The sequence below is a fragment of the Pseudomonas sp. A34-9 genome, from assembly GCF_029543085.1.
GTDB lineage: Bacteria > Pseudomonadota > Gammaproteobacteria > Pseudomonadales > Pseudomonadaceae > Aquipseudomonas.
This window is the reverse complement of record NZ_CP119967.1, coordinates 4,544,958-4,568,920: the sequence shown is the minus strand read 5'-3', so window position 1 is coordinate 4,568,920 and position 23,963 is coordinate 4,544,958. Positions and strand designations below refer to the sequence as shown.

The 23,963-nt window shown below is 59.7% G+C and carries 18 protein-coding genes; 8 read left to right on the top strand and 10 right to left on the bottom strand.

Annotated features, from left to right (window positions below; genetic code table 11):
* The first annotated feature begins 133 nt into the window (after nt 1-133).
* Nucleotides 134-889 (top strand): spermidine synthase, encoded by a 756-nt coding sequence (locus P3G59_RS20280; RefSeq protein WP_277758710.1) that lies wholly within the window; start codon nt 134-136, stop codon nt 887-889.
* 105 nt (nt 890-994) lie between these two features.
* Here P3G59_RS20280 and P3G59_RS20275 read toward each other — a convergent pair whose 3' ends face one another.
* Nucleotides 995-1,786 (bottom strand): crotonase/enoyl-CoA hydratase family protein, encoded by a 792-nt coding sequence (locus P3G59_RS20275; RefSeq protein WP_277758709.1) that lies wholly within the window; start codon nt 1,784-1,786, stop codon nt 995-997.
* A gap of 423 nt (nt 1,787-2,209) precedes the next feature.
* Here P3G59_RS20275 and P3G59_RS20270 point away from each other — a divergent pair, with 423 nt between their 5' ends.
* Nucleotides 2,210-3,883 carry a DEAD/DEAH box helicase gene (locus P3G59_RS20270; protein ID WP_123453007.1) on the top strand — a complete coding sequence of 558 codons (1,674 nt, stop codon included), beginning with the start codon at nt 2,210-2,212 and terminating at the stop codon, nt 3,881-3,883.
* A 159-nt stretch (nt 3,884-4,042) separates the two neighbouring features.
* On the opposite strand, the gene P3G59_RS20265 is transcribed toward P3G59_RS20270, so the two are convergent.
* On the bottom strand, nt 4,043-4,810 hold the full coding sequence (locus tag P3G59_RS20265; RefSeq protein WP_277758708.1) for a class III extradiol ring-cleavage dioxygenase: 768 nt from the start codon (nt 4,808-4,810) through the stop codon (nt 4,043-4,045).
* A 103-nt stretch (nt 4,811-4,913) separates the two neighbouring features.
* Here P3G59_RS20265 and P3G59_RS20260 point away from each other — a divergent pair, with 103 nt between their 5' ends.
* Nucleotides 4,914-5,561 (top strand): thiopurine S-methyltransferase, encoded by a 648-nt coding sequence (locus P3G59_RS20260; RefSeq protein ID WP_277758707.1) that lies wholly within the window; start codon nt 4,914-4,916, stop codon nt 5,559-5,561.
* Between the two features lie 200 nt (nt 5,562-5,761).
* On the opposite strand, the gene htpX is transcribed toward P3G59_RS20260, so the two are convergent.
* Nucleotides 5,762-6,649, bottom strand: coding sequence for a protease HtpX (htpX, locus tag P3G59_RS20255; protein WP_007908619.1), 888 nt, complete (start codon nt 6,647-6,649; stop codon nt 5,762-5,764).
* Between the two features lie 303 nt (nt 6,650-6,952).
* Nucleotides 6,953-8,164 (bottom strand): pyridoxal phosphate-dependent aminotransferase, encoded by a 1,212-nt coding sequence (locus tag P3G59_RS20250; protein WP_007908620.1) that lies wholly within the window; start codon nt 8,162-8,164, stop codon nt 6,953-6,955.
* A gap of 224 nt (nt 8,165-8,388) precedes the next feature.
* On the opposite strand from P3G59_RS20250, the gene msrB reads away from it, so the two are divergent.
* The 3 genes from msrB to P3G59_RS20235 all read left to right on the top strand — a co-directional run bounded on the left by msrB (nt 8,389) and on the right by P3G59_RS20235 (nt 9,892).
* Nucleotides 8,389-8,784, top strand: a complete 396-nt coding sequence (gene msrB, locus P3G59_RS20245; protein ID WP_277758706.1) for a peptide-methionine (R)-S-oxide reductase MsrB — start codon at nt 8,389-8,391, stop codon at nt 8,782-8,784.
* A gap of 164 nt (nt 8,785-8,948) precedes the next feature.
* The gene (locus P3G59_RS20240) at nt 8,949-9,434 is read left to right on the top strand and encodes a glutathione peroxidase (RefSeq protein ID WP_007908624.1); all 486 of its coding nucleotides are present in this window, start codon (nt 8,949-8,951) and stop codon (nt 9,432-9,434) included.
* A complete protein-coding gene (locus P3G59_RS20235) occupies nt 9,431-9,892 on the top strand; it encodes a MarR family transcriptional regulator (RefSeq protein WP_123452999.1) in 462 nt (153 codons plus the stop codon). Before P3G59_RS20240 ends, P3G59_RS20235 begins: the two co-directional genes overlap by 4 nt.
* On the opposite strand, the gene P3G59_RS20230 is transcribed toward P3G59_RS20235, so the two are convergent.
* Nucleotides 9,876-12,197: a response regulator gene (locus P3G59_RS20230; RefSeq protein WP_277758705.1), complete on the bottom strand. Its 2,322-nt coding sequence runs from the start codon at nt 12,195-12,197 to the stop codon at nt 9,876-9,878. The two genes, P3G59_RS20235 and P3G59_RS20230, sit on opposite strands and share 17 nt — an antisense overlap.
* A 167-nt stretch (nt 12,198-12,364) precedes the next feature.
* On the opposite strand from P3G59_RS20230, the gene P3G59_RS20225 reads away from it, so the two are divergent.
* Nucleotides 12,365-13,255 carry an ATP-binding protein gene (locus P3G59_RS20225; protein ID WP_277758704.1) on the top strand — a complete coding sequence of 297 codons (891 nt, stop codon included), beginning with the start codon at nt 12,365-12,367 and terminating at the stop codon, nt 13,253-13,255.
* Nucleotides 13,252-13,734, top strand: a complete 483-nt coding sequence (locus P3G59_RS20220; protein ID WP_277758703.1) for a GAF domain-containing protein — start codon at nt 13,252-13,254, stop codon at nt 13,732-13,734. The genes P3G59_RS20225 and P3G59_RS20220 overlap by 4 nt, the downstream gene beginning before the upstream one ends.
* On the opposite strand, the gene P3G59_RS20215 is transcribed toward P3G59_RS20220, so the two are convergent.
* The 5 genes from P3G59_RS20215 to P3G59_RS20195 all read right to left on the bottom strand — a co-directional run bounded on the left by P3G59_RS20215 (nt 13,735) and on the right by P3G59_RS20195 (nt 23,937).
* Complete coding sequence (locus P3G59_RS20215) at nt 13,735-16,680, bottom strand: HD domain-containing phosphohydrolase (RefSeq protein ID WP_277758702.1); 2,946 nt, start codon at nt 16,678-16,680, stop codon at nt 13,735-13,737.
* 47 nt (nt 16,681-16,727) lie between these two features.
* A complete protein-coding gene (locus P3G59_RS20210; RefSeq protein WP_277758701.1) occupies nt 16,728-20,372 on the bottom strand; it encodes a transporter substrate-binding domain-containing protein in 3,645 nt (1,214 codons plus the stop codon).
* 8 nt (nt 20,373-20,380) lie between these two features.
* The gene (locus P3G59_RS20205; RefSeq protein ID WP_007908640.1) at nt 20,381-21,007 is read right to left on the bottom strand and encodes a response regulator transcription factor; all 627 of its coding nucleotides are present in this window, start codon (nt 21,005-21,007) and stop codon (nt 20,381-20,383) included.
* A 362-nt stretch (nt 21,008-21,369) separates the two neighbouring features.
* Nucleotides 21,370-22,698, bottom strand: a complete 1,329-nt coding sequence (locus P3G59_RS20200; RefSeq protein WP_277758700.1) for a deoxyguanosinetriphosphate triphosphohydrolase — start codon at nt 22,696-22,698, stop codon at nt 21,370-21,372.
* A gap of 75 nt (nt 22,699-22,773) precedes the next feature.
* Complete coding sequence (locus P3G59_RS20195) at nt 22,774-23,937, bottom strand: EAL domain-containing protein (RefSeq protein ID WP_277758699.1); 1,164 nt, start codon at nt 23,935-23,937, stop codon at nt 22,774-22,776.
* Between the last annotated feature and the right edge of the window lie 26 nt (nt 23,938-23,963).

Below are 23,963 nucleotides of genomic sequence, written 5' to 3'. Positions count from 1 at the left end.
TACGCACGGAAGGCCATGTTAGCAGCAATTAGTGCGTGACCTGCTCCCGCCCCATCGCCGACAATCGCCGCTTTGCCACGGCACCACAGCGGTGCCATCGCGTCACCGCGCCCGGTGACCATCAGGAGACGAAATGACTGAGGAGCGCGTCGAGCATCTGCTCGCCGAAGTACAGGATGAGTTCGGCGTGATTCGCGTGCTGGAAGTGGCCGATTACCGCTTTCTCGAGTTCGGCGATGCCATTGAGCAGAGCTGCGTGTTCACGGCTGATCCTAGCTGGCTGGAATACGACTACACCCGCGCGATGCTGATTGGTGCGTTGTGCCATGAGCAGCCGGAGAGTGCGCTGTTTCTCGGGCTCGGCGCCGGGACCCTGACTCAGGCCTGCCTCAAGTTTCTGCCGCTGGAGGATGTCGAGGCGATTGAACTGCGCCCTGACGTGCCGCGTCTGGCCATTGAATACCTTGGCCTCGATGATGATCCGCGGCTGTACATTCGCGTCGGCGACGCCCTTGAACTGCTGCCGACGGCTGAGCCGGCGGACCTGATTTTCGTCGACCTGTATACCGACGTCGGGCCGGGCGTCGGCCATCTGGCCTGGAGTTTTCTCGGCGACTGCCAGAAGCGCTTGAATCCGGGCGGCTGGCTGGTGATCAATCAGTGGGCGACCGATGACGGCAAGCCACTGGGTGCGGCGTTGTTGCGCGGGCTCTATCACCGGCACTATTGGGAATTGCCGGTGAAGGAGGGCAACGTGATTCTGATTGTCCCGGCGGATCTCGATCAGGCGCTGGACATGCAGGCGCTGACCGCTCGGGCCGAAGCGCTGGCGCCGCGGCTGGGGTATTCGTTGCAGTCGTTGATCAACGCCATTCGCCCGGCGACCTGACCGTCCACCCCTGTAGGAGCTGCCGAAGGCTGCGATCCTTTGATCTTGTTTTTGATGGGATCAAGGTCAAAAGATCGCAGCCTTCGGCAGCTCCTACAGGGCGGGTTAGATCCCTTTGAAGATCCCGGGTCGCCGCTCCACCAGCGACCGCACCCCCTCCTTGGCATCCTCACTGGCCAACAACTTCTTCACCAGCGCCGGCAACCCCTGCGCCGCCGCTGTCTCACCCTCATAACGCGCCTGGCGCGCCGACATCAACGTCGCCTGCACGCCCAGCGGCGCCTGCCGGGCAATCCGCTCAGCCAACTCAATCGCCCTCGGCAACAAATCTTCACTGGCCATCACTTCCTGCACCAACCCCAAATGCAATGCATCGTGCGCATCAAACTCATCCCCGGTCAGCAACCAGCGCATCGCATTGCCCCATCCGGCGATCTGCTGAAAACGTAAAGTCGCACCACCAAAAGGAAAGATCCCACGCTGCACTTCCATCTGCGCAAAACGGGTATTGCTCGCGCACAGGTTAATGTCGGCGGCCAGCATCAATTCGATACCAATGGTCAGGCAATAACCTTGCGCGGCAACAATCACCGGTTTGCTCACCCGTGGTCCGACGAAAACGCCCCACGGATCGCAACCGCCGGTCGGAACCCGCCAGCCCTGAGCGAGTGCGCCGCTGGCATTCACCAGATCCAGACCGGCGGTAAAGTGTTCGCCGTGTCCGAACACCACCGCTACCCGCGCCTCGCTGTCGGCCTCGAACTCGCCATAGGCCAGGCTCAGGTCGTTCAGCAGGTCGAGGTCGAAAGCATTGCGCTTGGCCGCTCGATCAAGGCCGATCAGGTGGATGTGACCACGGCGTTCACGGCTGACGCGGCCGGGGCAGGGCTGATTCATGGCTGGATCCTCGGGCAGGAAGGGCGGGTGCAGCGACCGAATGCCGCAGGTCGGTGAATCGTTTAAGCGTCATCGCCCGCAGGGCCGGGCCTTTGAAAAATAGACCTTGGCGCGATTATCCGCAAAACCCCGTTACACAGCGGTGACACAGGTATTTTGGCAATAAAAAAAGCTCCCTTTTTGGGCAAAATCCGGTATAGTGCGCGCCGGCCTTTAACCGGGCCGCGTTTAGGTAGCGCAATTTCCCGAAGTCAGCTTCGGCTGCACGTCCGCATTGCGGGCTCTTCCCGGACGATTCTTTTTTTCATTCATTCGTTTTCGCAAATCCCCGCCGACAAAGCTGCCAGGGCGACTCTTGAGTCTCAACACGGCATGCGCAGCTTTGGAGCATGGGTCTTTGCGGATGCACTTAGAGGCAGACCCATGACCCAGGAAACCGGCGGATTCGCCGCTTTTAATCTTAACCCGAATATTCTTGCAGCCGTCGCAGCGACTGGCTACGAAGAGCCTTCGGCGATTCAGCAGCAATCGATCCCGATCATCATGGCCGGCCAGGACATGATTGGCCAGGCGCAAACCGGTACCGGTAAAACCGCCGCGTTCGCACTGCCTATTCTGCACCGCATCGATCCTGCCAAGCGCGAACCGCAAGCCCTGATCCTGGCGCCAACTCGTGAGTTGGCGCTGCAAGTAGCAACCGCTTTCGAAACCTACGCCAAGCAAATGCCGGGCGTTACTGTTGTGGCCGTTTACGGCGGCGCGCCTATGGGCCCACAACTGAAAGCAATCCGTAATGGTGCACAGATCGTTGTCGCCACTCCGGGCCGTCTGTGCGACCACCTGCGTCGTGACGAAAAAGTGCTGTCGACCGTGAACCACCTGGTTCTCGACGAAGCTGACGAAATGTTGAAACTGGGCTTCATGGATGACCTGGAAGTCATCTTCAAGGCTCTGCCACCGACCCGTCAGACCGTATTGTTCTCGGCTACCCTGCCGCAGTCGATCCGCGCCATTGCCGAACGCCATCTGCGCGATCCGCAACACGTGAAGATCCAGACCAAGACCCAGACCGTTACCGCGATCGAACAGGCTCACCTGTTGGTTCACGCTGACCAGAAGACTTCGGCCGTTCTCAGCTTGCTGGAAGTGGAAGACTTCGACGCGCTGATCATGTTCGTGCGCACCAAGCAAGCGACCCTGGATCTGGCCAGCGCCCTCGACGCCAAAGGCTACAAAGCCGCGGCGCTGAACGGTGACATCGCCCAGAACCAGCGTGAGCGCGTCATCGACTCGCTGAAAGATGGCCGTCTGGACATCGTGGTGGCGACCGACGTTGCTGCTCGTGGTCTGGATGTTCCGCGCATCACTCACGTGTTCAACGTTGACATGCCATACGATCCGGAATCCTACGTTCACCGTATCGGCCGTACTGGCCGTGCCGGTCGCGAAGGTCGTGCACTGCTGCTGGTGACTCCACGTGAGCGCCGCATGCTGCAAGTGATCGAGCGTGTAACCGGTCAGAAAGTTGCCGAAGTACGCCTGCCGGACGCTCAAGCTGTTCTCGATGCACGCATCAAGAAACTGACCAACAGCCTGTCGCCGCTGGTTGCTGATGCCGAATCGACTCACGGTGAGCTGCTCGATCGTCTGACTGCGGACATCGGCTGCACCCCGCGTGCTCTGGCTGCTGCGCTGCTGCGCAAAGCCACCAACGGTCAAGCGCTGAACCTGGCTGCCATCGAGAAGGAACGTCCACTGGTGCCGAACAACGCACCGCGTGGCGACCGTCCTGAGCGCACCGGTGATCGTCCTGATCGTGGTGATCGCGAGCGTCGCGCGCCAATGCCTTTGGGCGAAGGCCGTGCTCGTTGCCGTACCGCGCTGGGCGCGCGTGATGGTATCGCTGCGAAAAACCTGCTGGGCGCCATCCTTAACGAAGGCGGTCTGGCCCGTGAAGCAATCGGTCGCATCCAGGTGCGTGACAGCTTCAGCCTCGTCGAGCTGCCGGAAGATGGTCTGGACAAACTCCTGACCAAACTGAAGGACACTCGCGTTGCCGGTAAGCAGCTGAAACTGCGTCGCTATCGCGAAGATTGATCCGCCCTTGGGCTGATTGATCGAACATAAAAAATCCCCGACTGGTTCGGGGATTTTTTTTGCCTGTTTTTCAAGATCAAAAGATCGCAGCCTTCGGCAGCTCCTACGGGGAAACGCGTTCCAGATGTAGGAGCTGCCGAAGGCTGCGATCTTTTGCTGTTAACCGAAACGATAAATATCCATGCCCAGCGCACCCATAGTGAATCCCTTGTGCGCCACGCTGAACTCACCGCCCGCACCCCGGGCAAAATACAGCGGCAACAAATGCTCATCACTCGGATGACTGCGCACCGCATGCGGTGCCTGTTGGCGATAGTCATGCAGCGCCGCCTCATCGTCAGCCGCCAGTTTCTCGATCACCCAGTCACGGAAATCCCGCGCCCACGGCTCGACACTTTCCGGGCCGGCGTGCCAGTCCAGTTCGCGCAGGTTGTGGGTGATGCTGCCGGAGCCGATCAGCAAAATGCCCTGATCGCGCAAGCTCGCCAGCGCTCGGCCAACCCGGGTTTGCAGCGCCGGGCCAGCGCGGCTCGGCAGCGAAACCTGCACCACGGGAATATCCGCCTGCGGGTACATCAGCGACAACGGTACCCAAACACCGTGATCGAACGGGCGCTGCGGGTCGAGGCGGGCGGGCAGGTTGTTGGCTGTCAACAAATCAGCCACCTCGGCAGCCAACTGCGGATTGCCCGACGCCGGGTACTGCACTTCAAACAATGCACGCGGAAAGCCGCCGAAGTCGTGCCAGGTTTCCGGTTGCGGATGACTGCTGACCAGCAACTCATGGCTTTCCCAATGCGCAGAAACAATCACGATGGCTTTGGGTTTCGGTAATTCGGCTGCGAGACGTGCCAGCGCCGGGCCACTGGCGCCGGGTTCCAGTGCCAGCATGGGTGAACCGTGGGAAATAAACAGGCTGGGAAACATGATGGGTTCCTGAGCGTTAAGATGGCCTCATCTTCAGTCAGATCATTGATCTAAATCTAATATAAGTTTTAACGCTTTTTGATCGAATTATTGGGAGTGATGCATGCAGCCTGAGTTTTGGCACAAGAAGTGGGCTTCCGGGCAGATCGGTTTTCATCTGCCCGAGGTAAACCCGTATTTGCAGCGGCACTGGGCGGTTCCGGAAACGGCGCGAGTGCTTGTGCCTTTATGTGGGAAAAGTCTGGATTTGGCGTGGCTGGCCGGACGCGGTCATCAGGTGCTCGGGATCGAACTGTCGGAAAAGGCGATCGAGGATTTTTTCAATGAGCATCAGTTGCAGCCGCAGATCAGCCAGAAAGGCGCGTTCAAGGTCTATCGCGGCGAAGCTGTCGAATTGTGGTGCGGTGACTTCTTTGCGCTGACGGCGAGCGATGTGACCGATTGCACGGCGTTGTACGACCGTGCCGCGCTGATTGCCTTGCCCGCGCCGATGCGTGAGCGTTATGCGGCGCATCTTCAGCACATTCTGCCGCAGGGTGTGCAGGGGTTGTTGATTACGCTGGATTACGATCAGGCGCAGATGCCGGGGCCGCCGTTTGCGGTGGGCGATGATGAAGTGCAGCGGTTGCTGGGGGATGTCTGGCAGGTTCAGATGCTGGAAGAGCAGGATGTGCTGGGGGAGAGTGGAAAGTTCTTGCAGGCGGGCGTGACGCGGTTGGAGGAGCGGGTCTACCGCGTTTCTTCCCGATAGTTTTTGGCGCCTTTACCGGCCCCTTCGCGAGCAAGCTCGCTCCCACAGTCATTTGTGCTGTGTCACAGATCATCTAAGCACCGCATAACCCTGTGGGAGCGAGCCTGCTCGCGAAGAGGCCGGCACTGTCGACGGATAATCCAGAGATATAAAAAAGGCCCGCATCACTGCGGGCCTTTTTCATGGTCACACCGGTCGAATCAACCGCGACGACGCAGCGCGTCGATACGCTCTTCCAGCGGCGGGTGGCTCATGAACATGCGGGCAAAGCCCTGTTTGATGCCACCGTTGATACCAAAGGCGTTCAGGGTGTCCGGCATGTGCACCGGCAGGCCCTGTTCGGCGCGCAGGCGTTGCAGTGCGCCAATCATTGCGCTGGTGCCGGCCAGACGTGCGCCGGCCTCGTCGGCACGGAATTCGCGCTTGCGCGAGAACCACATGACGATTGCACTGGCGAGAATGCCCAGTACCAGTTCGGCGAAGATGGTCGCCACGTAGTAGGCGATGCCCTGGCCTTCTTCGTTCTTGAAGATCACCTTGTCGACGAAATTGCCGATGATCCGCGCAAAGAACATCACGAAGGTGTTCACCACGCCTTGAATCAGTGCCAGCGTGACCATGTCGCCGTTGGCGACGTGGCCGATTTCATGGGCCAGCACGGCTTTCACTTCATCGGGCGAGAAACGCTCGAGCAGGCCCTGGCTGACCGCGACCAGCGCGTCGTTCTTGTTCCAGCCGGTGGCGAAGGCGTTTGCTTCGTAGGCCGGGAAAATACCGACTTCGGGCATCTTGATCCCGGCTTCGCGGGACAGTTGCTCGACGGTTTGCAGCAGCCATTGTTCATGCCGGGTACGTGGCTGGCTGATGATCTGGGTACCGGTGCTCATTTTCGCCATCCACTTGGAGATGAACAGCGAGAACAGCGAGCCGGCGAAACCAAAGACTGCACAGAAAACCAGCAGCTGACTAAGGTCGAGATCAACCCCGTTGGCCGCCATGAACCCGTTGAAGCCGAACAGGCTCAGGGTGATGCTGGCTATCAGCACGACCGCCAGGTTAGTGGCCAAAAACAGCAGGATGCGCATCATGGTTGTAGAAATCTCCTCAAGCTAAAGATGTAGCGTACTGCGGGGTATATAAGGTGCTGCACCGGGCTATTCAACTGAGTGACTATTTCAAACTGTGTCCTACAGCGGATTCTTCGGTGCTCGGCACATTTCCCACGACAGAAACTGATAGGGATGACGGCCAGCCGCGACCCGTCGCCATTACGCTGGACGCATTTGATCGGTACGAATCGCAAGTGTAGAAGGCGTGCGTGGACGTGGAACGCAGAAGTGTTGCTGAATCAGACAGTGCGCAACGTTTGCCCGTTGCGCACTGCTGGCCAGTTACTGGCGGTATGACTTGAGGAAGTTGCCGATGCGGCCGATGGCCATTTCCAGATCATCGACGCGCGGCAGGGTGACGACGCGGAAGTGATCCGGCCACGGCCAGTTGAACGCCGTGCCTTGCACCACCAGCAGCTTCTCGGAGAGCAGCAGGTCGAGAACGAATTTCTCGTCGTTGTGGATCGGGCAGACTTTCGGGTCGATTTTCGGGAACGCATACAGCGCGCCCATCGGTTTGACGCAACTGACGCCCGGTATGTCGTTAAGCAATTCCCAGGTGCGGTTGCGCTGTTCCAGCAGACGACCCTGCGGCAGCACCAGATCATTGATGCTCTGGTAGCCGCCCAGTGCGGTCTGGATCGCATGCTGGCTCGGCACGTTGGCGCACAGGCGCATGTTGGCCAGCATGTCGATGCCTTCGATGTAGCTCTGGGCGTTGTGCTTCGGCCCGGAAATGGCGATCCAGCCGGAGCGGAAACCGGCCACGCGGTACGACTTCGACAGGCCGTTGAAGGTCAGGCAGAGCAGATCCGGCGCCAGCGACGCGGTGCAGATGTGCACGGCATCGTCGTACAGGATCTTGTCGTAGATCTCGTCGGAGAACACCACGAGATTGTGCGCACGGGCGATTTCGAGCATGCCCAGCAACACTTCCTTTGAATACACCGCACCGGTCGGGTTGTTCGGGTTGATGATCACCATGGCTTTGGTGTTCGGGGTGATCTTGGCCTTGATGTCGGCCAGATCCGGGAACCAGTCGGCGCCTTCGTCGCACAGGTAATGCACGGCATTGCCACCCGCGAGGCTGACGGCGGCGGTCCACAGCGGATAGTCCGGGGCCGGCACCAGCACTTCGTCGCCATTGTTGAGTAGCGCCTGCAGCGACATCACGATCAGCTCGGACACGCCGTTGCCCAGGTAGATGTCCTCAATGCCGACACCTTCGACATTTTTTTGCTGGTAGTACTGCATCACTGCCTTGCGCGCGCTGAACAGGCCTTTGGAGTCGCTGTAACCTTGCGCGGTCGGCAGGTTGCGGATCACATCCTGCAGGATTTCGTCCGGCGCTTCGAACCCAAACGGCGCCGGGTTGCCGATGTTCAGCTTGAGGATGCGCTGGCCTTCCTCTTCCAGTCGTTTGGCGTGCTTGAGCACCGGGCCGCGAATGTCGTAGCAGACGTTGGCGAGCTTGTTCGATTTGCTGAACTGCATGGCGATGTGATCCCGAAAATGAACGATCCAGGCGGCGGATGGACAACCGTGCTGGGATTCCTGCGTCTTCACACAGGCGGACGTCTTGAGCCGTGGCTCCCATAATCCGTTTGAATGCGCCCGGTCTGGCTGCCAGACTGGTGCGTGACGAGGCGCAATCATACGTGCCGCCCGATCCGTGGAAAAGGTACAGATCGGGCTTTTTCAGCCGCTGAGGTGTGATGATGGAAAAGTTGGAAAAAACCCTGGAAGAATGGAAAGCCATGCTCGACCCGCAGCAGTACGAGGTTTGCCGCCTCAGTGCCACCGAGCGACCGTTCTCCGGCAAATACAACGCGACCAAAACCGACGGCATTTACCACTGTGTCTGCTGCAATGAGCCGCTGTTCGACTCCAAGACCAAATTCGACTCCGGCTGCGGCTGGCCGAGCTTCTACGCGCCAATCGGCGAAAGCGCGATGACTGAAATCCGTGACATCAGCCACGGCATGATCCGCACGGAAGTGAAGTGCGCGCGCTGTGATGCGCATCTGGGTCATGTATTCCCCGACGGCCCACCGCCGACCGGCTTGCGCTATTGCATCAATTCGGTGTGCCTGGATCTGGTACCCCGCGAGTAATGCGAGCCCCGTAGGAGCTGCCGAAGGCTGCGATCTTTGCTTTGGTTTTTTAAAGATCGCAGCCTTCGGCAGCTCCTACATTGATCGATTTCAAATATTAAATTGCACGCAATTTAATTGCTCGCTATGTTTGGCCTTTCCCGACTCTCTGCGGAGCCCGTCCCATGAGCGACAACCTGCTGAACATCCCGTGCACTACCATCAAGGGTGAGCAAAAGACCCTGGCCGATTTTGCTGGCAAAGCGGTATTGGTGGTCAACACCGCCAGCAAGTGCGGCTTTACCCCGCAATACAAAGGCCTTGAGGAGCTGTGGCAGACCTACAAGGATCAGGGCCTGGTGGTGCTGGGCTTCCCGTGCAATCAGTTCGGCAAGCAGGAGCCGGGTAACGAAGGCGCGATCAGCGAGTTCTGCGAGCTGAACTTCGGTGTCAGCTTCCCGCTGTTCAAGAAGATCGACGTTAACGGTGCTGACGCGCACCCGCTATTCGTGCAGCTGAAAAAACGCGCGCCGGGCCTGCTTGGCTCCCAGGGCATCAAGTGGAACTTCACCAAGTTCCTGATTGGCAAGGACGGAAAACTGGTCAAGCGTTTTGCTCCGACCACCAAGCCGCAGGAGCTGAGCGGCGAGATCGAAGCCCTGCTCAAATGAACAGCCTGCCGGTCGATTCGTTGAAGCTCGACAACCAGTTGTGCTTCAAGCTGTACGCTGCCTCCCGGGCGGTGATTCGTGCCTACAAGCCGATGCTCGATCAGCTCGGTCTGACCTACCCGCAATATCTGGCGATGCTGGTGTTGTGGGAATGGCAGGACGCAGCGCCGGAGCAACCGACCGTCAAGGCCTTGGGCGAGCGCCTGGCACTCGACTCCGGCACGCTGACGCCGTTGCTCAAGCGTCTGGAGCAGTTGCAATGGGTGCAGCGCCAGCGTTCGACGCGCGACGAACGGGAAGTCCACCTGAGCCTGACGCCCGCAGGGCAAGCCTTGCGCGAGCAGGTCGGGCCGCTCAAGGCCCGGCTGCTGTGCGACAGCGGGGTGGATCTGGACCGCCTCAATGACTTGCGTGACGGCCTCGATCACTTGTTGGGGCAGATCAAAGCGCTGTCGTAGTCGGTATCCACTGATCGAGCAGCGCCGCGAGCTCTTCACGGCGGAACGGCTTGGCCAGATAGTCGCTCATGCCGGCCGCGCGGCAGCGTTCGCGTTCCTCCGACATTGCGTTGGCGGTCAGAGCGACGATGGGCAGGCTCGGCCAGCGCCCACTCTGGCGAATCTGCCGGCTGGCTTCGTAGCCGTCCATGACGGGCATGTTGCAGTCCATCAGCACCAGATCGAATTCGTGATACTCCAGCTGATCCAGCGCTTCGGCACCATGGGCGGCGACGATGACCTCGCAGCCCAGTTTGCCGAGCATGCCTTTGGCCACCAGTTGATTGACCGGATTGTCTTCGACCAGCAACACCCGCCCGCGCCTTAGGGTAGGGGATGTTTCAAGTTGCGCATCATTGGTGGCGACGACGTCCGGTTGCAGCGTCCGTCGCAGGTTCTGATAGAGCGCGTTGCGCGCCAACGGCCGCGCCTGTTGTTGCAGGGGCGCGAGCGCGGCCGCTTCTTCGCTCGGCAGGAAACTGCCATAAGCGGTCACCAGCAGAATCGGCGCACCCAGCGTCGGACGCAGGCCGAACAGGCACTCCGGACAGTCGGTGATCACCACGTCCGGTGTCAGGCCAAGCAATGAGTCTTCGATGGTGCGCTGCTCATACGCAAGGCCCCAGACCGGCAGCAGACTTTGCAGCAGTTCCGCCAGACCACTGCTGGCCGCGGTGATGGCGAGCACTTTCCCGTGCAGAGGGGCCGGAACCAGCGCGCGGGTATGGCAGGGCAGTGGCAACTCGGCACAGAACTGACTGCCGAAACCGGTCTCGGAGCTGATGGTCAGGCGGCCCTGCATCGCTTCGCAGAGGTTGTAGGTCAGCGCCAGTCCCAGGCCGGTGCCGCCGTACTGACGAGTGATGCCAGCGCCTGCCTGAGTGAACGGCTGGAAAATTTTCAGCTGTGCGTCCTGGGCGATACCGATGCCGGTGTCGCAGACTTCGATGCGCACGCCATCCTTGTAGGTCGACAAGCGCACGTCCACCCGGCCGAAGCGGGTGAATTTCAGCGCGTTGGACAGCAGGTTGCTGACGATCTGCCGAACGCGAGTCGGATCGCCCAGCACCAGTGCCGGGAAGTGCGGATCGATCAGGCAGGTCAGTTCGACGCTCGGCGCGGCGTTCTGCGACAGCAGGTTGGCAGTGTCTTCGATCAGGGAGCCCAGGTCGAACGGGATATGCTCGAGCTCCAGTTGCCCGGCATCGAACTTCGACAGGTCGAGAATATCGTTGAGCAACTCGACCAGCACCTTGCCCGAATCGTGCGCGATCGATAGCTGTTGCTGCTGTTCGGCATTCAACGGGCCGTCGAGTGACAGCGCGATCATCCCCAGCAGACCGTTGAGTGGCGTGCGGATCTCATGGCTCATGTTGGCGAGGAACGCCGAGCGGGCTTCGGCCATTTCCAGGGCGGTGCTGCGGGCGACTTCGAGTTCCTGATTGGACTGGCTGAGCCGCGCGTTGATCGCCTTGAGTTCGGCGGTGCGCGCCGAGACGATGTTTTCCAGTTGCCCGAGGTAGTCGGTCAGGCGGTTTTCGGCGTTGCGCCGTTGTTGAATCTCGGTGGCAATGTTCTCGAATTGTTGATTGGCGACTTTGACCAGTACGCCGATTTCATCATTGCCGTGGCCGGACGGACATTCCAGCGTAGTCGGCTCGGCACTGCGCGGGTCGCGCCCACTGAGTTCGCGGATCACCCGCACCAGCGGTTTGGTCAGCATCACGTAGAACAGCGCCAACAGGATGCCGGTGAGAATCAGGCTGCGCGCGAACCCATTGAGCAGGGTGACCTCGGCCCGGCGCAGAAAACGGCTGCCGAAGGCATAGGTGTCGACCTCAAGGCTCAAGATCCCCAGCGATTCGTTGGGCAGGTGATCCAGATACAGACGGTCCTCGAACTGGCGCTTGGCGCCAAACAGGAAGTCGCTGATCACCCGATAGCCGCTTTGCAGTTCCGGGCGTTTGACGCTGGCCAGCACCGTATTGTTGTTGTCGATCAGTTGCGCCGAAATGATTGCCGGCGAGCGCAACAGGCCCAAGGTCAGTTCCTGCGCCAGTTCGGCGTCGATGTTGTAGGCAATCCGTGAGGCCGGGTTATGGCTGATTTCCAGCAAAGACAGGATTTCACGGTTGATGGAGGCGTCTTCACTGGCATAATCGATGCCTATTTGCAGCAGGCTGAGCAGCGTGCCCAGAATGAACCCGACCAGCACAGTAAGCCTGGCTTGCTTGTAAGACAGCCGGTGGGTGAATTTGATATCCATGGGGTGTTGAACCACTTCCGTTTCCCTTCGCTGCTCAAGCATAGTCGATCATGTATGGATACCGAGGTTCCCGAATCGCCTTGTAACAAGGCTTGGTAGGGTGATTTTTATCTGTACGTCGTCACAGCAATCGCCATCATCACTGTGAACGTGCCCGAGGAGAAGACGTGGATTCCCGATTGAATGCTTTTCTTGAACGCGCCGAGTCGGTTCTGGCGCGGATCGAACCGTTATTGCCGGCACCACGGCCGGTAATCGACTGGGGCACTTGTCTGGCTGCACGCTGGCAGCGCGACGGGCGCAGCGGCTACCTGTTGCCGCTGGAAGTCAGCCTCGACATGCGCCTGTCCGACCTGATCGGTGTTGACCGTCAGCTCGAACAACTGGGGCGCAACACCCAGCAATTTCTCGATGGCATGCCGGCCAACCATGCGCTGCTGTGGGGCTCGCGCGGCACCGGCAAGTCGTCGCTGGTGCGAGCGTTGCTGGCGGAACACGCTGCCGCAGGCTTGCGCCTGATCGAGATCGAGCGCGACCATTTGGCGGATCTGCCACGCGTGGTCGAGCAGATCGGCAAACTGGCGCAACGTTTCGTGCTGTTTTGCGATGACTTGTCGTTCGAATCCGGTGAAGGCGATTATCGCGTCCTCAAAAGCGTGCTCGACGGCTCGCTTGAGCAGGCCCCGGACAACGTCTTGCTGTACGCCACTTCCAACCGCCGCCACCTGGTGCCGGAGAAGGAAAGCGACAACGAAAACTGGAAACGCGTCGACGGCGAACTGCACCCGAGCGAAGCCGTTGAAGACAAAATCGCGCTGTCGGACCGTTTTGGTCTGTGGCTGTCGTTCTACCCGTTTACCCAAGAACACTTCCTTGACGTCGTCGAGCACTGGATTGGCCAGTTGGCCGCCAAGGCCGGCTTGAGCTGGCAGCGCGACGAAGCGCTGGACATCCTTGCCGTACGCTGGGCCACCGGCCGCGGTAATCGCAACGGACGTTGCGCGTACCAATTCGCCCGTTACTGGGTGGGACTGAAATTGTTGGAGCACAAGGCATGATTGATTTGCAACAAAGCGGCCAGGGCCTCGAAGGCTATGGCATGTTGGCCGCACAACTGGAATCGCTGCTGGCGGACGAACGCGATTTCATCGCCAACGCCGCGCAGTTTTCGGCGTTCCTGTTCAACCAGCTCGATGACCTGAACTGGGCGGGTTTTTACCTCAACCGCAACGAAGAGCTGGTGCTCGGTCCGTTCCAGGGGCAGATCGCCTGCGTGCGCATTCCGTTTGGCCGTGGCGTGTGTGGCGCGGCGGCGGCCACGCGGCAAACCCAGCGCGTTGAAGACGTGCACGCGTTCCCGGGGCATATCGCCTGTGACAGCGCCTCCAACAGTGAGCTGGTCGTGCCGTTGGTCAAGGAGGGGCGCCTGATCGGTGTACTGGACCTCGACAGCCCGAAACTGGCGCGTTTTACCGCGCAGGATCAAGCCGGTATCGAGCAACTGGCGGCGATTTTCCTGCGTCTGACCGACTGCTGATCACGCGGTGAGGCCAGCCTTGTGCAACAGGCTGGCCGGATCGACGCTGTCGATCTGCGCGGGATCGAGAAAGCGTACGGCGTACTGCATGTACACGCCCTCGTTGATGAACAAACCAAACAGCTGTGCATCAATGTGCGCCTCGCGGCACATCGTCGCCATGATTGCCAACGCTTCATTCAGGGTTTTGGCTTTCTTGTACGGACGGTCGGCTGCGGTCAGCGCCTCGAAGATATCGGCAATCGCCATCATCCGCGCGGGCAGGCTCATGTCTTCACGCTTCAGGCGTTTCGGGTAACCGGTGCCGTCCATTTTTTCATGATGACCGCCAGCGATCTCGGCAATGCTATCGAGGTGGCCGGGGAAGGGCAGGTGGCTGAGCATCATGATCGTCTGCACCATGTGGTGATTGATCACGTAACGCTCTTCGCGGGTCAGGGTGCCGCGGCTGATACTCAGGTTGTACAGCTCGCCGCGATTGTATTTGTAGCGCGGCACATCCAGCTTGAAGCCCCACGGATTGTTTTCGGGAATCAACTCGTTCGGGTCGCGTTCGAGCAGGTGCTCGGGCTTGTCCGCCAAAAGCTTTTCACTGACCGGCAAGCTCGGTGCCGGCGTGCGCGACTGACGCCGATTCTCCTCCCAGGACACACCCAGCCGGTCATCAAGGGTACGCATCCAGGTGCGTCGGGCGAGACCATCAAGGCGATGCAGATCTGCTTCGGCCATCGCTTCACTGCCTAGATTGCAGCGCGCGACAAAGGCAAAGTCGTCGTCGAGCGCCGTCAGTGTGGCGTCGCGCAGTTCGGCCAGTGCTGTCTCATCGCCGCCCAGCGCGCGCGCCTGCCAATAGCTGATCCAGGCATCACGCTTGAGCACTTCGAAGCGTGTGCGGATCTCGTGGATGCGGTCGTTGATGGTTTCCAGTTTGGTGGCTTTGTCGACCACGTATTCCGGCGTGGTGACCTTGCCGCAGTCGTGCAACCACGCGGCAATGTGCAGGGCTTCCCACTCATCTTCGCCGGGTTGATAGGCGCTGAACGCCGGCGCCTGACTGGCTGCCGCGGCCTGGGCAAGCATCAGTGTCAGCTCCGGCACGCGCTGACAATGCCCGCCGGTATACGGACTCTTGGCGTCGATGGCGCCGGCGAGTAATTGAATAAAGGCGTCGAGAAGTTGCTTCTGACGGGCTTGCAGACGCTGGCTCTCGATGCTCACCGCCGCAGCACCGGACACCGCCTGCAAAAAAGCGATGCGATCGGGGCGCAGTTTTTCCAGGTCGGCGGCGGTGCCGCTGTCGTTCACCAACAGAATCAGCAAGCCGATGGTTTCGTCGTGGCGGTTGTGCAGGCGAATGCCGATCAGATGAACCCGTGGCGATTGCATCGCCAGCAGGACTTTCTGCAGGTCCCTGGCCTGATCGACGCCGAAGTTGCTCACCACGTTGTTGGCGTCGACCAATTGTTCAAACCACGCCGGACCTTTGTTCAGTTGCAGGTCGTGGCCCTGAATGTCGAACGCTTCCAATGCCTGAGGCGTGCCATCGATCACCAGTCCGTAGGGCTCCATGCGGCTGCTGTCGCTTTCACGCAGATAGATCAACCCTGCCTGCGCCTGGGCAATCTGCACCGTTTCGAACAGCACCCGCTGCAGCAGGGGGGCGAAGCGGGTTTCGGCGCCCAGGGTGTCGGTGATCCGGAAGAAACTCGCCAGGGTGTCTTTCATTCGTGCCATCGACACACTCAATTGGTCGACTTCAAGCACGGGCGAGCGGCGTGCCAAGGGAAAATTGAAATCGAAACTGCGGATGGCGTCTGCTTCCTTGACCAGCGCGTGCAACGGCTTGACCAGAATCCGCGAAATCACCCAGCCCAGCGGCAGGCATAGCAGCAGGATCGCCAGGGTGATCAGCGCGCCCTGCCAGCGCAAACGGTAGGCATCGACCAGTAACTCGTCTTCCGGCACCAGCAACGCCAATTGCAAACCTTTCGGGCCACCCTCTTGAATGCTGCTGCGGGCGACGATCCAGTGGCGACCATCGGCTTCCAGGCGATTGCCCGTGGCTGCGCCGGCCAACAGCGCATGCAAGCCCGGACTCAGGTCCGCCGCTTTGGCCAGAGAGGCCGTGCTGCCGTCGACAATCAGTCGCTGGCTGTCGGGGTAGGCCACGGCGTTGCCCTCGGCGTCGAACAGGGCAATCTCGGTGGAGGGTGTGACGACATGCTTGCTCAGCGCGGCGGACAGGGCGACCAGCGTCAGGTCGGCGCCGATGACGGCGTTCTCGCCGCTGCGCCGGGCCAGGGTCGTGCCGACGTTGTGGGTGGAAAAAAACACGTAGGGTTCGGTGGTGATTTGTTCGTCTTGTTGACGTGCCTGAGTGAACCACGCTCGGCTGCGCGGATCGTAGCTGTCGCCTGGGTTGTCCTGACGGCTTATCGGTGTCAGTGCCTGATCGAAAAACAGCGATTGCGAGTGCATCGCGCCCTGCGGGTCATGCTCGATGCTCCAGACCTGATACGCCGCCGCTTCAGGGGCGTTGAGCAGCGTTTTCAGTGCTGCGCTGCGCAGTGGACGCACCATGAAAAAGTCGCCATTGGCATAACCCAGGTACAGCGACGCCAGGTTGGGATTGTCGGTGAGCGACTGGCTGAAGGGGCGGAGCAGGGGCAAGCGTTGTTCAAGGCGCGTGGCCTGAGCGGCGGGGTTGTCCGCCAGCAAACTCAGCAGGTGGCGGATCGGCTGATAGGTGGCAGCCATGTCCAGGCGCACGTCCTGTTCGATCCGTTCGAACAGTTTTTCGCTGCTCGAGAGGATGATCTGCGTGGTCTGGTGGTAATTGAACAGCCCCAGCACGACACCGGTGAGCAGCAGCAAAAAGGTGAACATGACGCTGATGTGCACATGCAGCGGAAACCGGCGTTGCTCCGGGTGCAGTGGGCTGGGCATTTCTGGCTCTCCATGATGGTTAACTCACTGCTCAGCGCCAAGCATAGTTAAGGCAGGCTCATTGTGCTTTGATCCGACGCCGCCAATTGTTGCTGCAAGGCTTGCTCGAGATCGAGCATCGCCCGGTTGCTCGCTTCGCAACGGCGAACGATCTCGTCTGTCGACAAGGCCTCGGCGCAGGCTTGCTCAAGGGCGTCGCAGCACTCGATCACGCGTGATGCCTGAGCGATACGCGCGGCGCCCTTGATCTTGTGAGCGACCACCGCCAGCGCCCGGCGATCATGTTCAGGCGACAGCGCGAGCAGCTCCTGCCGATCGAGACGGCTGCTTTTGAGCAACTCGGCCAGCAGACGGCGAGCTTGGGCAGGGTTGCCACCGGTCAGCATGTTCATGTTTTGCAGGTTGAAGGCCGGTGGTGCAAACGTCGGCGTGATGCCATCGACCCACTGGCTGAGCAGGCTCAGGCTCAAGGGCTTGAACAGGCAATCGTTCATGCCGGCCTGTTTGCAACGCTGGATTTCCTCCGGCTGTGCGTTGGCCGTGAAGCCCAGCACGGTGCAGGGTGGGCAGCTGGCCTGGCGTTCATGCTGGCGAATGGCGCGGGTCAATTCGTAGCCATTCATCAACGGCATGTTGCAGTCGACGATCACCAGGTCGAAATGGCCAGCCCGCCACAGTGCCAGGCCGCTGCAGCCATTCTCGGCAATGCTGAAGTGATGGCCGAGAAACTCCAGTTGCTGACACATCAACAATCGATTCGCCGGATGGTCATCTACCACGAGCACACGCAGGGGCGTTTGCGATGTCTTGATCGCCGGTTCATTTTTCACCGTGCTCAGTTGGATCGGCAGGGTTTCCAGCGCGAGGGAGATGCATACCTGGGTGCCGATGCCCGGCTGACTGTTCAATTGCAGTTGCCCGCCCATCATTTCGCAGAGGTTGCGACTGATCACCAGTCCCAGGCCTGCACCCCTTCTGCCTTGTTGACTGCTGTTTTCCGCCTGGGCAAACGGTTCGAACAAGCGCTGCTGGTCCTCGGCACTGATACCGACGCCAGTGTCCTGTACGGTCAGTTGCATCAAGGCACGGGCGGGCACCTCGGTGTTCATGAGGTCGAGGGTAATCCGCACATGCCCCTGCCGGGTGAATTTGATGGCATTGCTCACCAGATTCGACAGCACCTGTTTGAAACGCAGGGGGTCCAGATGCACATCGACTGCCAGGTCCGGTGGATTGAAGATGACTTGCAGGGTGAGGTTTTTCTGCCGGGCGAGACCATCGAAGATTCTTGCCACAGACGCCACGGTATCGACCAGATTGACCCGTTCCGGGGAAAGACTGAGACGCCCGGATTCGATCCGTGCAATGTCGAGAATGTCGCCGATCAGACCCAGTAGATCGTTGGCCGAATGATAAGCCGTGTCGATTGATGAGCGATCCGGATGCTGTGGATCCATGCGTTTGAGCGTCAGTTCAAGCATGCCGATCACGGCATTCATTGGCGTGCGGATTTCGTGACTCATGGTCGCCAGAAACGTGCTTTTTGCCCGGTTGGCCTCATCTGCCTGCTCTTTGGCCGTACGCAATTCTTCGAACAACTGACGGCGTTCGCTGATGTCGATCCAACCGCCGATGATGCCTTTGACGTCGCCGCAGGAGTCACGGTACGGCAGTATCCAGTGATAGATCGTCAGGCGTCGGTTACCGATGTGCAAAGGCCGGTCGACGACCATCGGTGTGCCTTCGGCGACGACGCGCTGGTAATCGGCCTGAAAAGCCTGAGCCTCGAAGGCGTTGCTCAAGGTGCCCTCAATGACGCTTTTGCCGATGACGTCTTCGCGTTTGGCATTGAACGCTTCGAGGTAGCTTTCATTGCAGCTTTGCAGCAGGCCCTGGCGGTCGCGAACATAAATCGGATGCGGTGTGCCGTCGACCAGTGAACGCATGAATTCGAACTGGTCGTTCAGCGCGCGCTCGGCGGCCTGGCGTTGTTTGATCTGGTGACGCATATAGGCGTTCCAGGCCAGAAGCAGCAGCAGTAGCAGGCACGCGCCGACGATCACTTGGTAGAACAGGCGCTGGTAGTTATGCCAGATGTTCTGCGATGCCGTGGAGTAACCGCGCCAGCGGCCATTGATCACGCCCAGCTCATCGGGGGCGATGCTCAACAACGCTTTGTTGATGATCGACGTCAGTTCCGTGTTGTCCCGGGCGGTTGCCAGCGAAAACGCAGCCTGGCCGGTGCCGATGGTGGTGGTGATTTGTAATGCCTGATTAAAGATCCGCGAAGAAATGAAGTAGTTGGCAATCACCAGTGAGTTCACCGCGCCGTCGACATGCCCTTCAGCGAGCAGCGACACCGCGCTGAAGGTATCCGCGGTTTCGATCAACTGGATGCGCGGATACTCTCGGCGCAGGTATTCGACCATCGGATTGCCTTGGGCAATCGCCAGTTGTTTGCCTTTGAGCTGGCCCAGGTTGGTCGGGCCGTCGGCACTCTTGCGGGTCAGCAGAACGTAGGAATTTTCCAGATAGGGACGACTGAAGTTGAGAGTTTTTTCGCGCTCCGCTGTCGGCAACAATGCGGCGATCAGATCGGCTTGATGGTGGTCTATCTGCTGGATCATTTCCGCGTCGTTGCGGCTGCGCCGGATCTCGAAACGCAGGCCGGTGCGCAGGCGAATCAGTTCGAGCAGGTCGGCACTGATGCCGCGAAAATTGCCGTCGTTGTCAAAGAATGTCAGGGGCGCGAACGCTTCATTCACGACCACGCTGACCACCGGATGCTGTTTGAGCCACACTTCTTCGCGCTGGGTCAGTTGCATTTTTCGGTCAGTGAGCAACAGATCGCTGCCGGCGCTCCAGCGCTTGGCAATATTGTCGCGTTCGCTGGCCGGTACTGCCTTGAGCACGGTGTCGATGATGTCGAGCAATTGTGGGTTGTTGCGGCGCACGGCGAAGCTGAAACCCTGGGCTTCCTGCTTGCCGAAATTGGCCATGTGCACATTGTTCAGGTAACCCTTGTTGATCATGTAATGAGTCGACAGGGTATCGCCGAGAAACACATCGGCCTGGTCAAACGCGACGGCGTTGATCGCGTTCTGGTAGGAGGGGTAGCAGGTAATGAGCGCCTTGGGGTACAGCGCCTTGACTTCGGGTAACGGCAAATAGTGATAGACCATGCTCAGTCGCAGCCCGGCCAGGCCTTCGGTGAGTGAGCGGGTTTCGTCTTCGCGGGTGACCAGCACCGGCAGGTCAACGGCATAGGGTGTCGACAGCGCCAGATTGGCATTGCTCGCTTCGTACCCGTTCGCGGTACCCAGCAGATCGACCTGGCCATCGACCAGTGCCCGAATCGCCGCATCCCGGGAGGCAAAGCGCTGCACCCGGACAGGCAGACCGGTGGCCTGGCCAAGGAGTCCGGCATAGTCGGCTGTCAGCCCTTCGTAATCCTTGCCGCTGACCGTCATGTCAAACGGCGGGTAGTCAGGCGCCGAAGTGCCCAGCACCAGTTCGCTACGTGCAAGCATCCATTGCCGCTGGGACTTATCGAACGTGATCGATACCGGCTCGTTTGCCGACCTGCTGAGCAAGGCATAGTCCGGTGAACTGCCGGGCATGGCGAACACGTTGGCGCTCAGGTAAAGCCCTGCACTCAACGCAATTAAGTAGTCCTTCAAACGGCTGGGCATGCGGGCTCTCACACGAGTGCGTTTCGTTTGGCCATCTCGATAAGTTCTACAAGGGATTTGGCCTTGAGTTTCTGCATCAGGCGTTTTTTGTAAGTGCTGACGGTTTTATTACTTAGAAACATGCCCTTGGCGATTTCCTTGTTAGTGCGGCCTTGGGCGAATAATTGCAAAACCATCAACTCGCGATCATTGACGGATTTGAACAGTTCCAGTTCGGCAAAGCGGATATCGTCACTACGAACCGGATTCAATGCCTGGCTGGGGAAATAGTTGTAACCGGAAAGTACCGCCTTGATTGCACTGACCAGTTCGCTCAGGTCCTCCTGTTTGCAGACATAACCCGATGCGCCGGATTGCATGCAGCGAATGCCGAACAGTGTCGGACACTGCGCCGTCAGAATCAGGATTTTCAACGGGGAGCCCATGGCATTGAAGCGGGCCAACACTTCCAAGCCATCCAGCTTGGGAATGCTCACATCGAGAATGACCAGATCGGGCATGCACTCGCGCACCATTTGCATGGCATCGACTCCGTTATCGGTTTCACCGACGACCTTGTAACCTTCATGCTCCAGCAGCATTCGAACGGCGAGACGGATGACCGGGTGATCGTCGACAATAAAAACGGAGTTCATAATCAAATCCCATGCAAGCACGAATAAAGCGCGCACCTTAGCTCAGTTGAATGAGCACTCGCATGAAGTGACATGGCTCCAGTCACGTTATCGGATTAATCCTACAACTAACAAGGAAATGGCCTACGTTCAAACTAGGTTTGACGTAAGTAGGAGCAGAATTTGAAGAGGCTTATAGTTTGACTTGATTGATTTGCAAGTACTGGCTGTAAATGGCTTTTTATAGATGTTTAAACTTGCTGAATCGCCGCTTGGTCATTGTGGACTATCAACCCTGTCAGTCACTCATCAAAAATTCGCCGGTTGACAGTGGGGGGCTGCATGCGGGTAGCCAAAACCATGGGCGCCCGCATGCGGTGGGGTCAGTGGCTGGAGCGGCCGGTCATTTCCAGCGCCATGTCGCTGGCGTAGCTGTCGGTCATGCCGGCAATGAAATCGATCATGCGCAGAAACGACGTGTGTAACGAACCCTGAGGATACGGTGCGTTACTGCCCAGCAGATCGAGAATGCGCCGGCTTTTGAACGACGGCGTACGACCGTTGTGTTGTTCCAGCGCGGCACCACAGAACGAATTGAGCAAGATCTCCAGCGTTGTATAGGCGCCGATTTCATGCAGGGTTTTGCGCTTGTCCTGGAATATTTTTTTGCGGGCGATGTCCTTGGCGTTCAGGACGCAGCGCTTGGCCGGGCCGTGCATGTGCTCCACCAGATCGCCGTGCAGCGTGCCGGCGAGGAGTGCGTCCTGTTGCTCGACAAAGGCCCGCGCCGCGGCGTTGGTCAAATGCTCGATGGCCTTGCCGCGCAGGATCGCCAGTTTGCGTCGTCGCGAATCCTGCGGGCCGAGTTGACGATAGGTTTCCGGCAGATCATCACCCACCAGCCCGAGCAGCAGGGATTCGACTTCGGCGTATTCCAGCAGCTCCATCTCGAGTCCGTCTTCGAGATCGATCAGCGCGTAGCAGATGTCGTCGGCGGCCTCCATCAGATACACCAACGGGTGACGCGCCCAACGCTGGTCTTCGATTTGCGGCAGGCCCAGTTTGTGGGCGATCTGCTCGAGCAGCGGCAGTTCGCTCTGATAGCAGCCGAATTTGTGTTTCTTGTAACCCAGGGAGTCGGCGTGGCGTGCGGTCCACGGGTACTTCAGGTAGGTGCCGAGGGTGGCGTAGGTCAGCCGTGTACCGCCGTCGAACTGGTGGTACTCCAGCTGAGTCAGTACGCGAAAGCCCTGGGCGTTACCTTCGAAGTTGAGGAAGTCGCCGCGTTCGGCTTCACTCATGCCGTCGAGCCAGCCACGTCCGGCTGCCTGCTGGAACCAGTGGCGAATGGCATCTTCACCGGAATGGCCGAACGGCGGATTACCGATGTCGTGGGCCAGACACGCCGACTGCACGACCATGCCGAGGTCGGCCGGGTCGCACCATTCGGGCAAGGCACTGCGCAGGGTTTCGCCCACCCGCATGCCCAGTGAACGGCCGACGCAACTGACTTCCAGCGAATGGGTCAGGCGCGTGTGAATGTGGTCGTTGCTGGTGACCGGGTGCACTTGGGTCTTGCGTCCGAGGCGGCGGAAGGCGCCGGAGAAAATGATGCGGTCATGGTCTTTGTGGAAAGGGCTGCGGCCAAGTTCTTGCGGGCTGTGCAGCGGCTTGCCGAGGCGTTCGCGGTTGAGCAGGGTTTGCCAATCCAAGGCTGATTCTCTCCGTCAGGTGACTGGGGCGTTGGCCCCTAGCTTCCCGGTTCGCGCACGCCCCTGCAAGCGTAACTACAACCCTGCCGCATCGATGTCGATCAACAGCAAACGCTCACCGTTGTCGAAAAACTGCCCGGCGGTCAGGCAATACTGATTGCTGGTGGCATCGCGGTAGGTAGTGGAGAGCGTCAAACGCCGCTCCTCCCAACCTTCGGCGAGCAAATGATAGAAGTACGGGCGCCATGACCAGTTGTGCCCCAGATAGCGATTGTCGGCGACCCAGCCATGCTGCCGCCATTCGAGGTTGGGCGTCAGTTGGGTGCCGTGGCGATCGCATTGATAAAAACGCAGCAACCAGGGGAAGGCGTCCAGTTGTGGCAGCGCGCTCAATGGTGCATGCGCCTGAGCCCAGGCTTGCAGGATCGACATCAGTTCAGCGAGTTGCTGGCGCATTTGCATCAACCGCCCGCGCTCCGCGAGTTTCTGCCGAACATAGCGCTGGCGCAGTTCGGCGAAGTGCTGCACAAACGCGTCGGTGGGAAAGAACGCCTCCTGTGCCCGCGCGAACAAGAAACCCTGCACGTAGCGCGATCCGCATTCCAGCGCGAAATTCAGCTGTGCTTCGGTTTCGACGCCTTCGGCGATGATCCAGCAGCCGGTCTTTTCGGCCATCTGTGCGAGAGCCTTGACCACATCACTGCTCGGCCCGCCGAGGGCGGCGGCCTGAAACAAACGCATGTCGAGTTTGAGAATGTCCGGTTGCAGCGCCAGCACCCGATCCAGTTGCGAGTAACCGGCGCCAAAGTCGTCGATGGCGATTCTCGCTCCCGCCTCGCGATAACGCGTGACGACTTCGGCCAGGCGTTGACCATTGCCGCCCAGTTCGGTGATCTCGAAGACGATGCGTTGCGGATCGATGTTGTAGCGCGCCAATTGCTTGAGACTCGGCAGTGCCTGATCGGCGCGCAGGCGACTGATCCAGCGCGGTGACATGTTCAGGCTGAGAAACCAGTCTGCCGGCGCTTCATGCAAGCGGCTCAAGGCGTTGTCGCGAATTTGCCGGTCGAGGCGGCGCAGGGCAATGGCGGGTGTGCGCGGGTCGGCAAACAATGGCCCGACCGAGTTCAGTTGACCGTCGGGCTGACGCAGGCGCCCCAGCGCTTCGACGCCGGCAATGCGTCCCGTGGCTGTATCGATGAAAGGTTGAAAGCAGGCGAGCGGTTGCCCGTCGATCACGGGGCCTCCTTAGTCGTTCTTGTTCT

Bases quoted from the DNA above. Each gene is read 5' to 3' on its own strand.
- msrB (WP_277758706.1), top strand. From the start codon at position 8,389: ATGGAAAAGTTGGAAAAAACCCTGGAAGAATGGAAAGCCATGCTCGAC.
- P3G59_RS20270 (WP_123453007.1), top strand. From the start codon at position 2,210: ATGACCCAGGAAACCGGCGGATTCGCCGCTTTTAATCTTAACCCGAAT.
- P3G59_RS20280 (WP_277758710.1), top strand. From the start codon at position 134: ATGACTGAGGAGCGCGTCGAGCATCTGCTCGCCGAAGTACAGGATGAG.
- P3G59_RS20275 (WP_277758709.1), bottom strand. From the start codon at position 1,786: ATGAATCAGCCCTGCCCCGGCCGCGTCAGCCGTGAACGCCGTGGTCAC.
- P3G59_RS20240 (WP_007908624.1), top strand. From the start codon at position 8,949: ATGAGCGACAACCTGCTGAACATCCCGTGCACTACCATCAAGGGTGAG.
- htpX (WP_007908619.1), bottom strand. From the start codon at position 6,649: ATGATGCGCATCCTGCTGTTTTTGGCCACTAACCTGGCGGTCGTGCTG.
- P3G59_RS20230 (WP_277758705.1), bottom strand. From the start codon at position 12,197: ATGGATATCAAATTCACCCACCGGCTGTCTTACAAGCAAGCCAGGCTT.
- P3G59_RS20215 (WP_277758702.1), bottom strand. From the start codon at position 16,680: ATGCCCAGCCCACTGCACCCGGAGCAACGCCGGTTTCCGCTGCATGTG.
- P3G59_RS20205 (WP_007908640.1), bottom strand. From the start codon at position 21,007: ATGAACTCCGTTTTTATTGTCGACGATCACCCGGTCATCCGTCTCGCC.
- P3G59_RS20250 (WP_007908620.1), bottom strand. From the start codon at position 8,164: ATGCAGTTCAGCAAATCGAACAAGCTCGCCAACGTCTGCTACGACATT.
- P3G59_RS20235 (WP_123452999.1), top strand. From the start codon at position 9,431: ATGAACAGCCTGCCGGTCGATTCGTTGAAGCTCGACAACCAGTTGTGC.
- P3G59_RS20260 (WP_277758707.1), top strand. From the start codon at position 4,914: ATGCAGCCTGAGTTTTGGCACAAGAAGTGGGCTTCCGGGCAGATCGGT.
- P3G59_RS20265 (WP_277758708.1), bottom strand. From the start codon at position 4,810: ATGTTTCCCAGCCTGTTTATTTCCCACGGTTCACCCATGCTGGCACTG.
- P3G59_RS20210 (WP_277758701.1), bottom strand. From the start codon at position 20,372: ATGCCCAGCCGTTTGAAGGACTACTTAATTGCGTTGAGTGCAGGGCTT.
- P3G59_RS20220 (WP_277758703.1), top strand. From the start codon at position 13,252: ATGATTGATTTGCAACAAAGCGGCCAGGGCCTCGAAGGCTATGGCATG.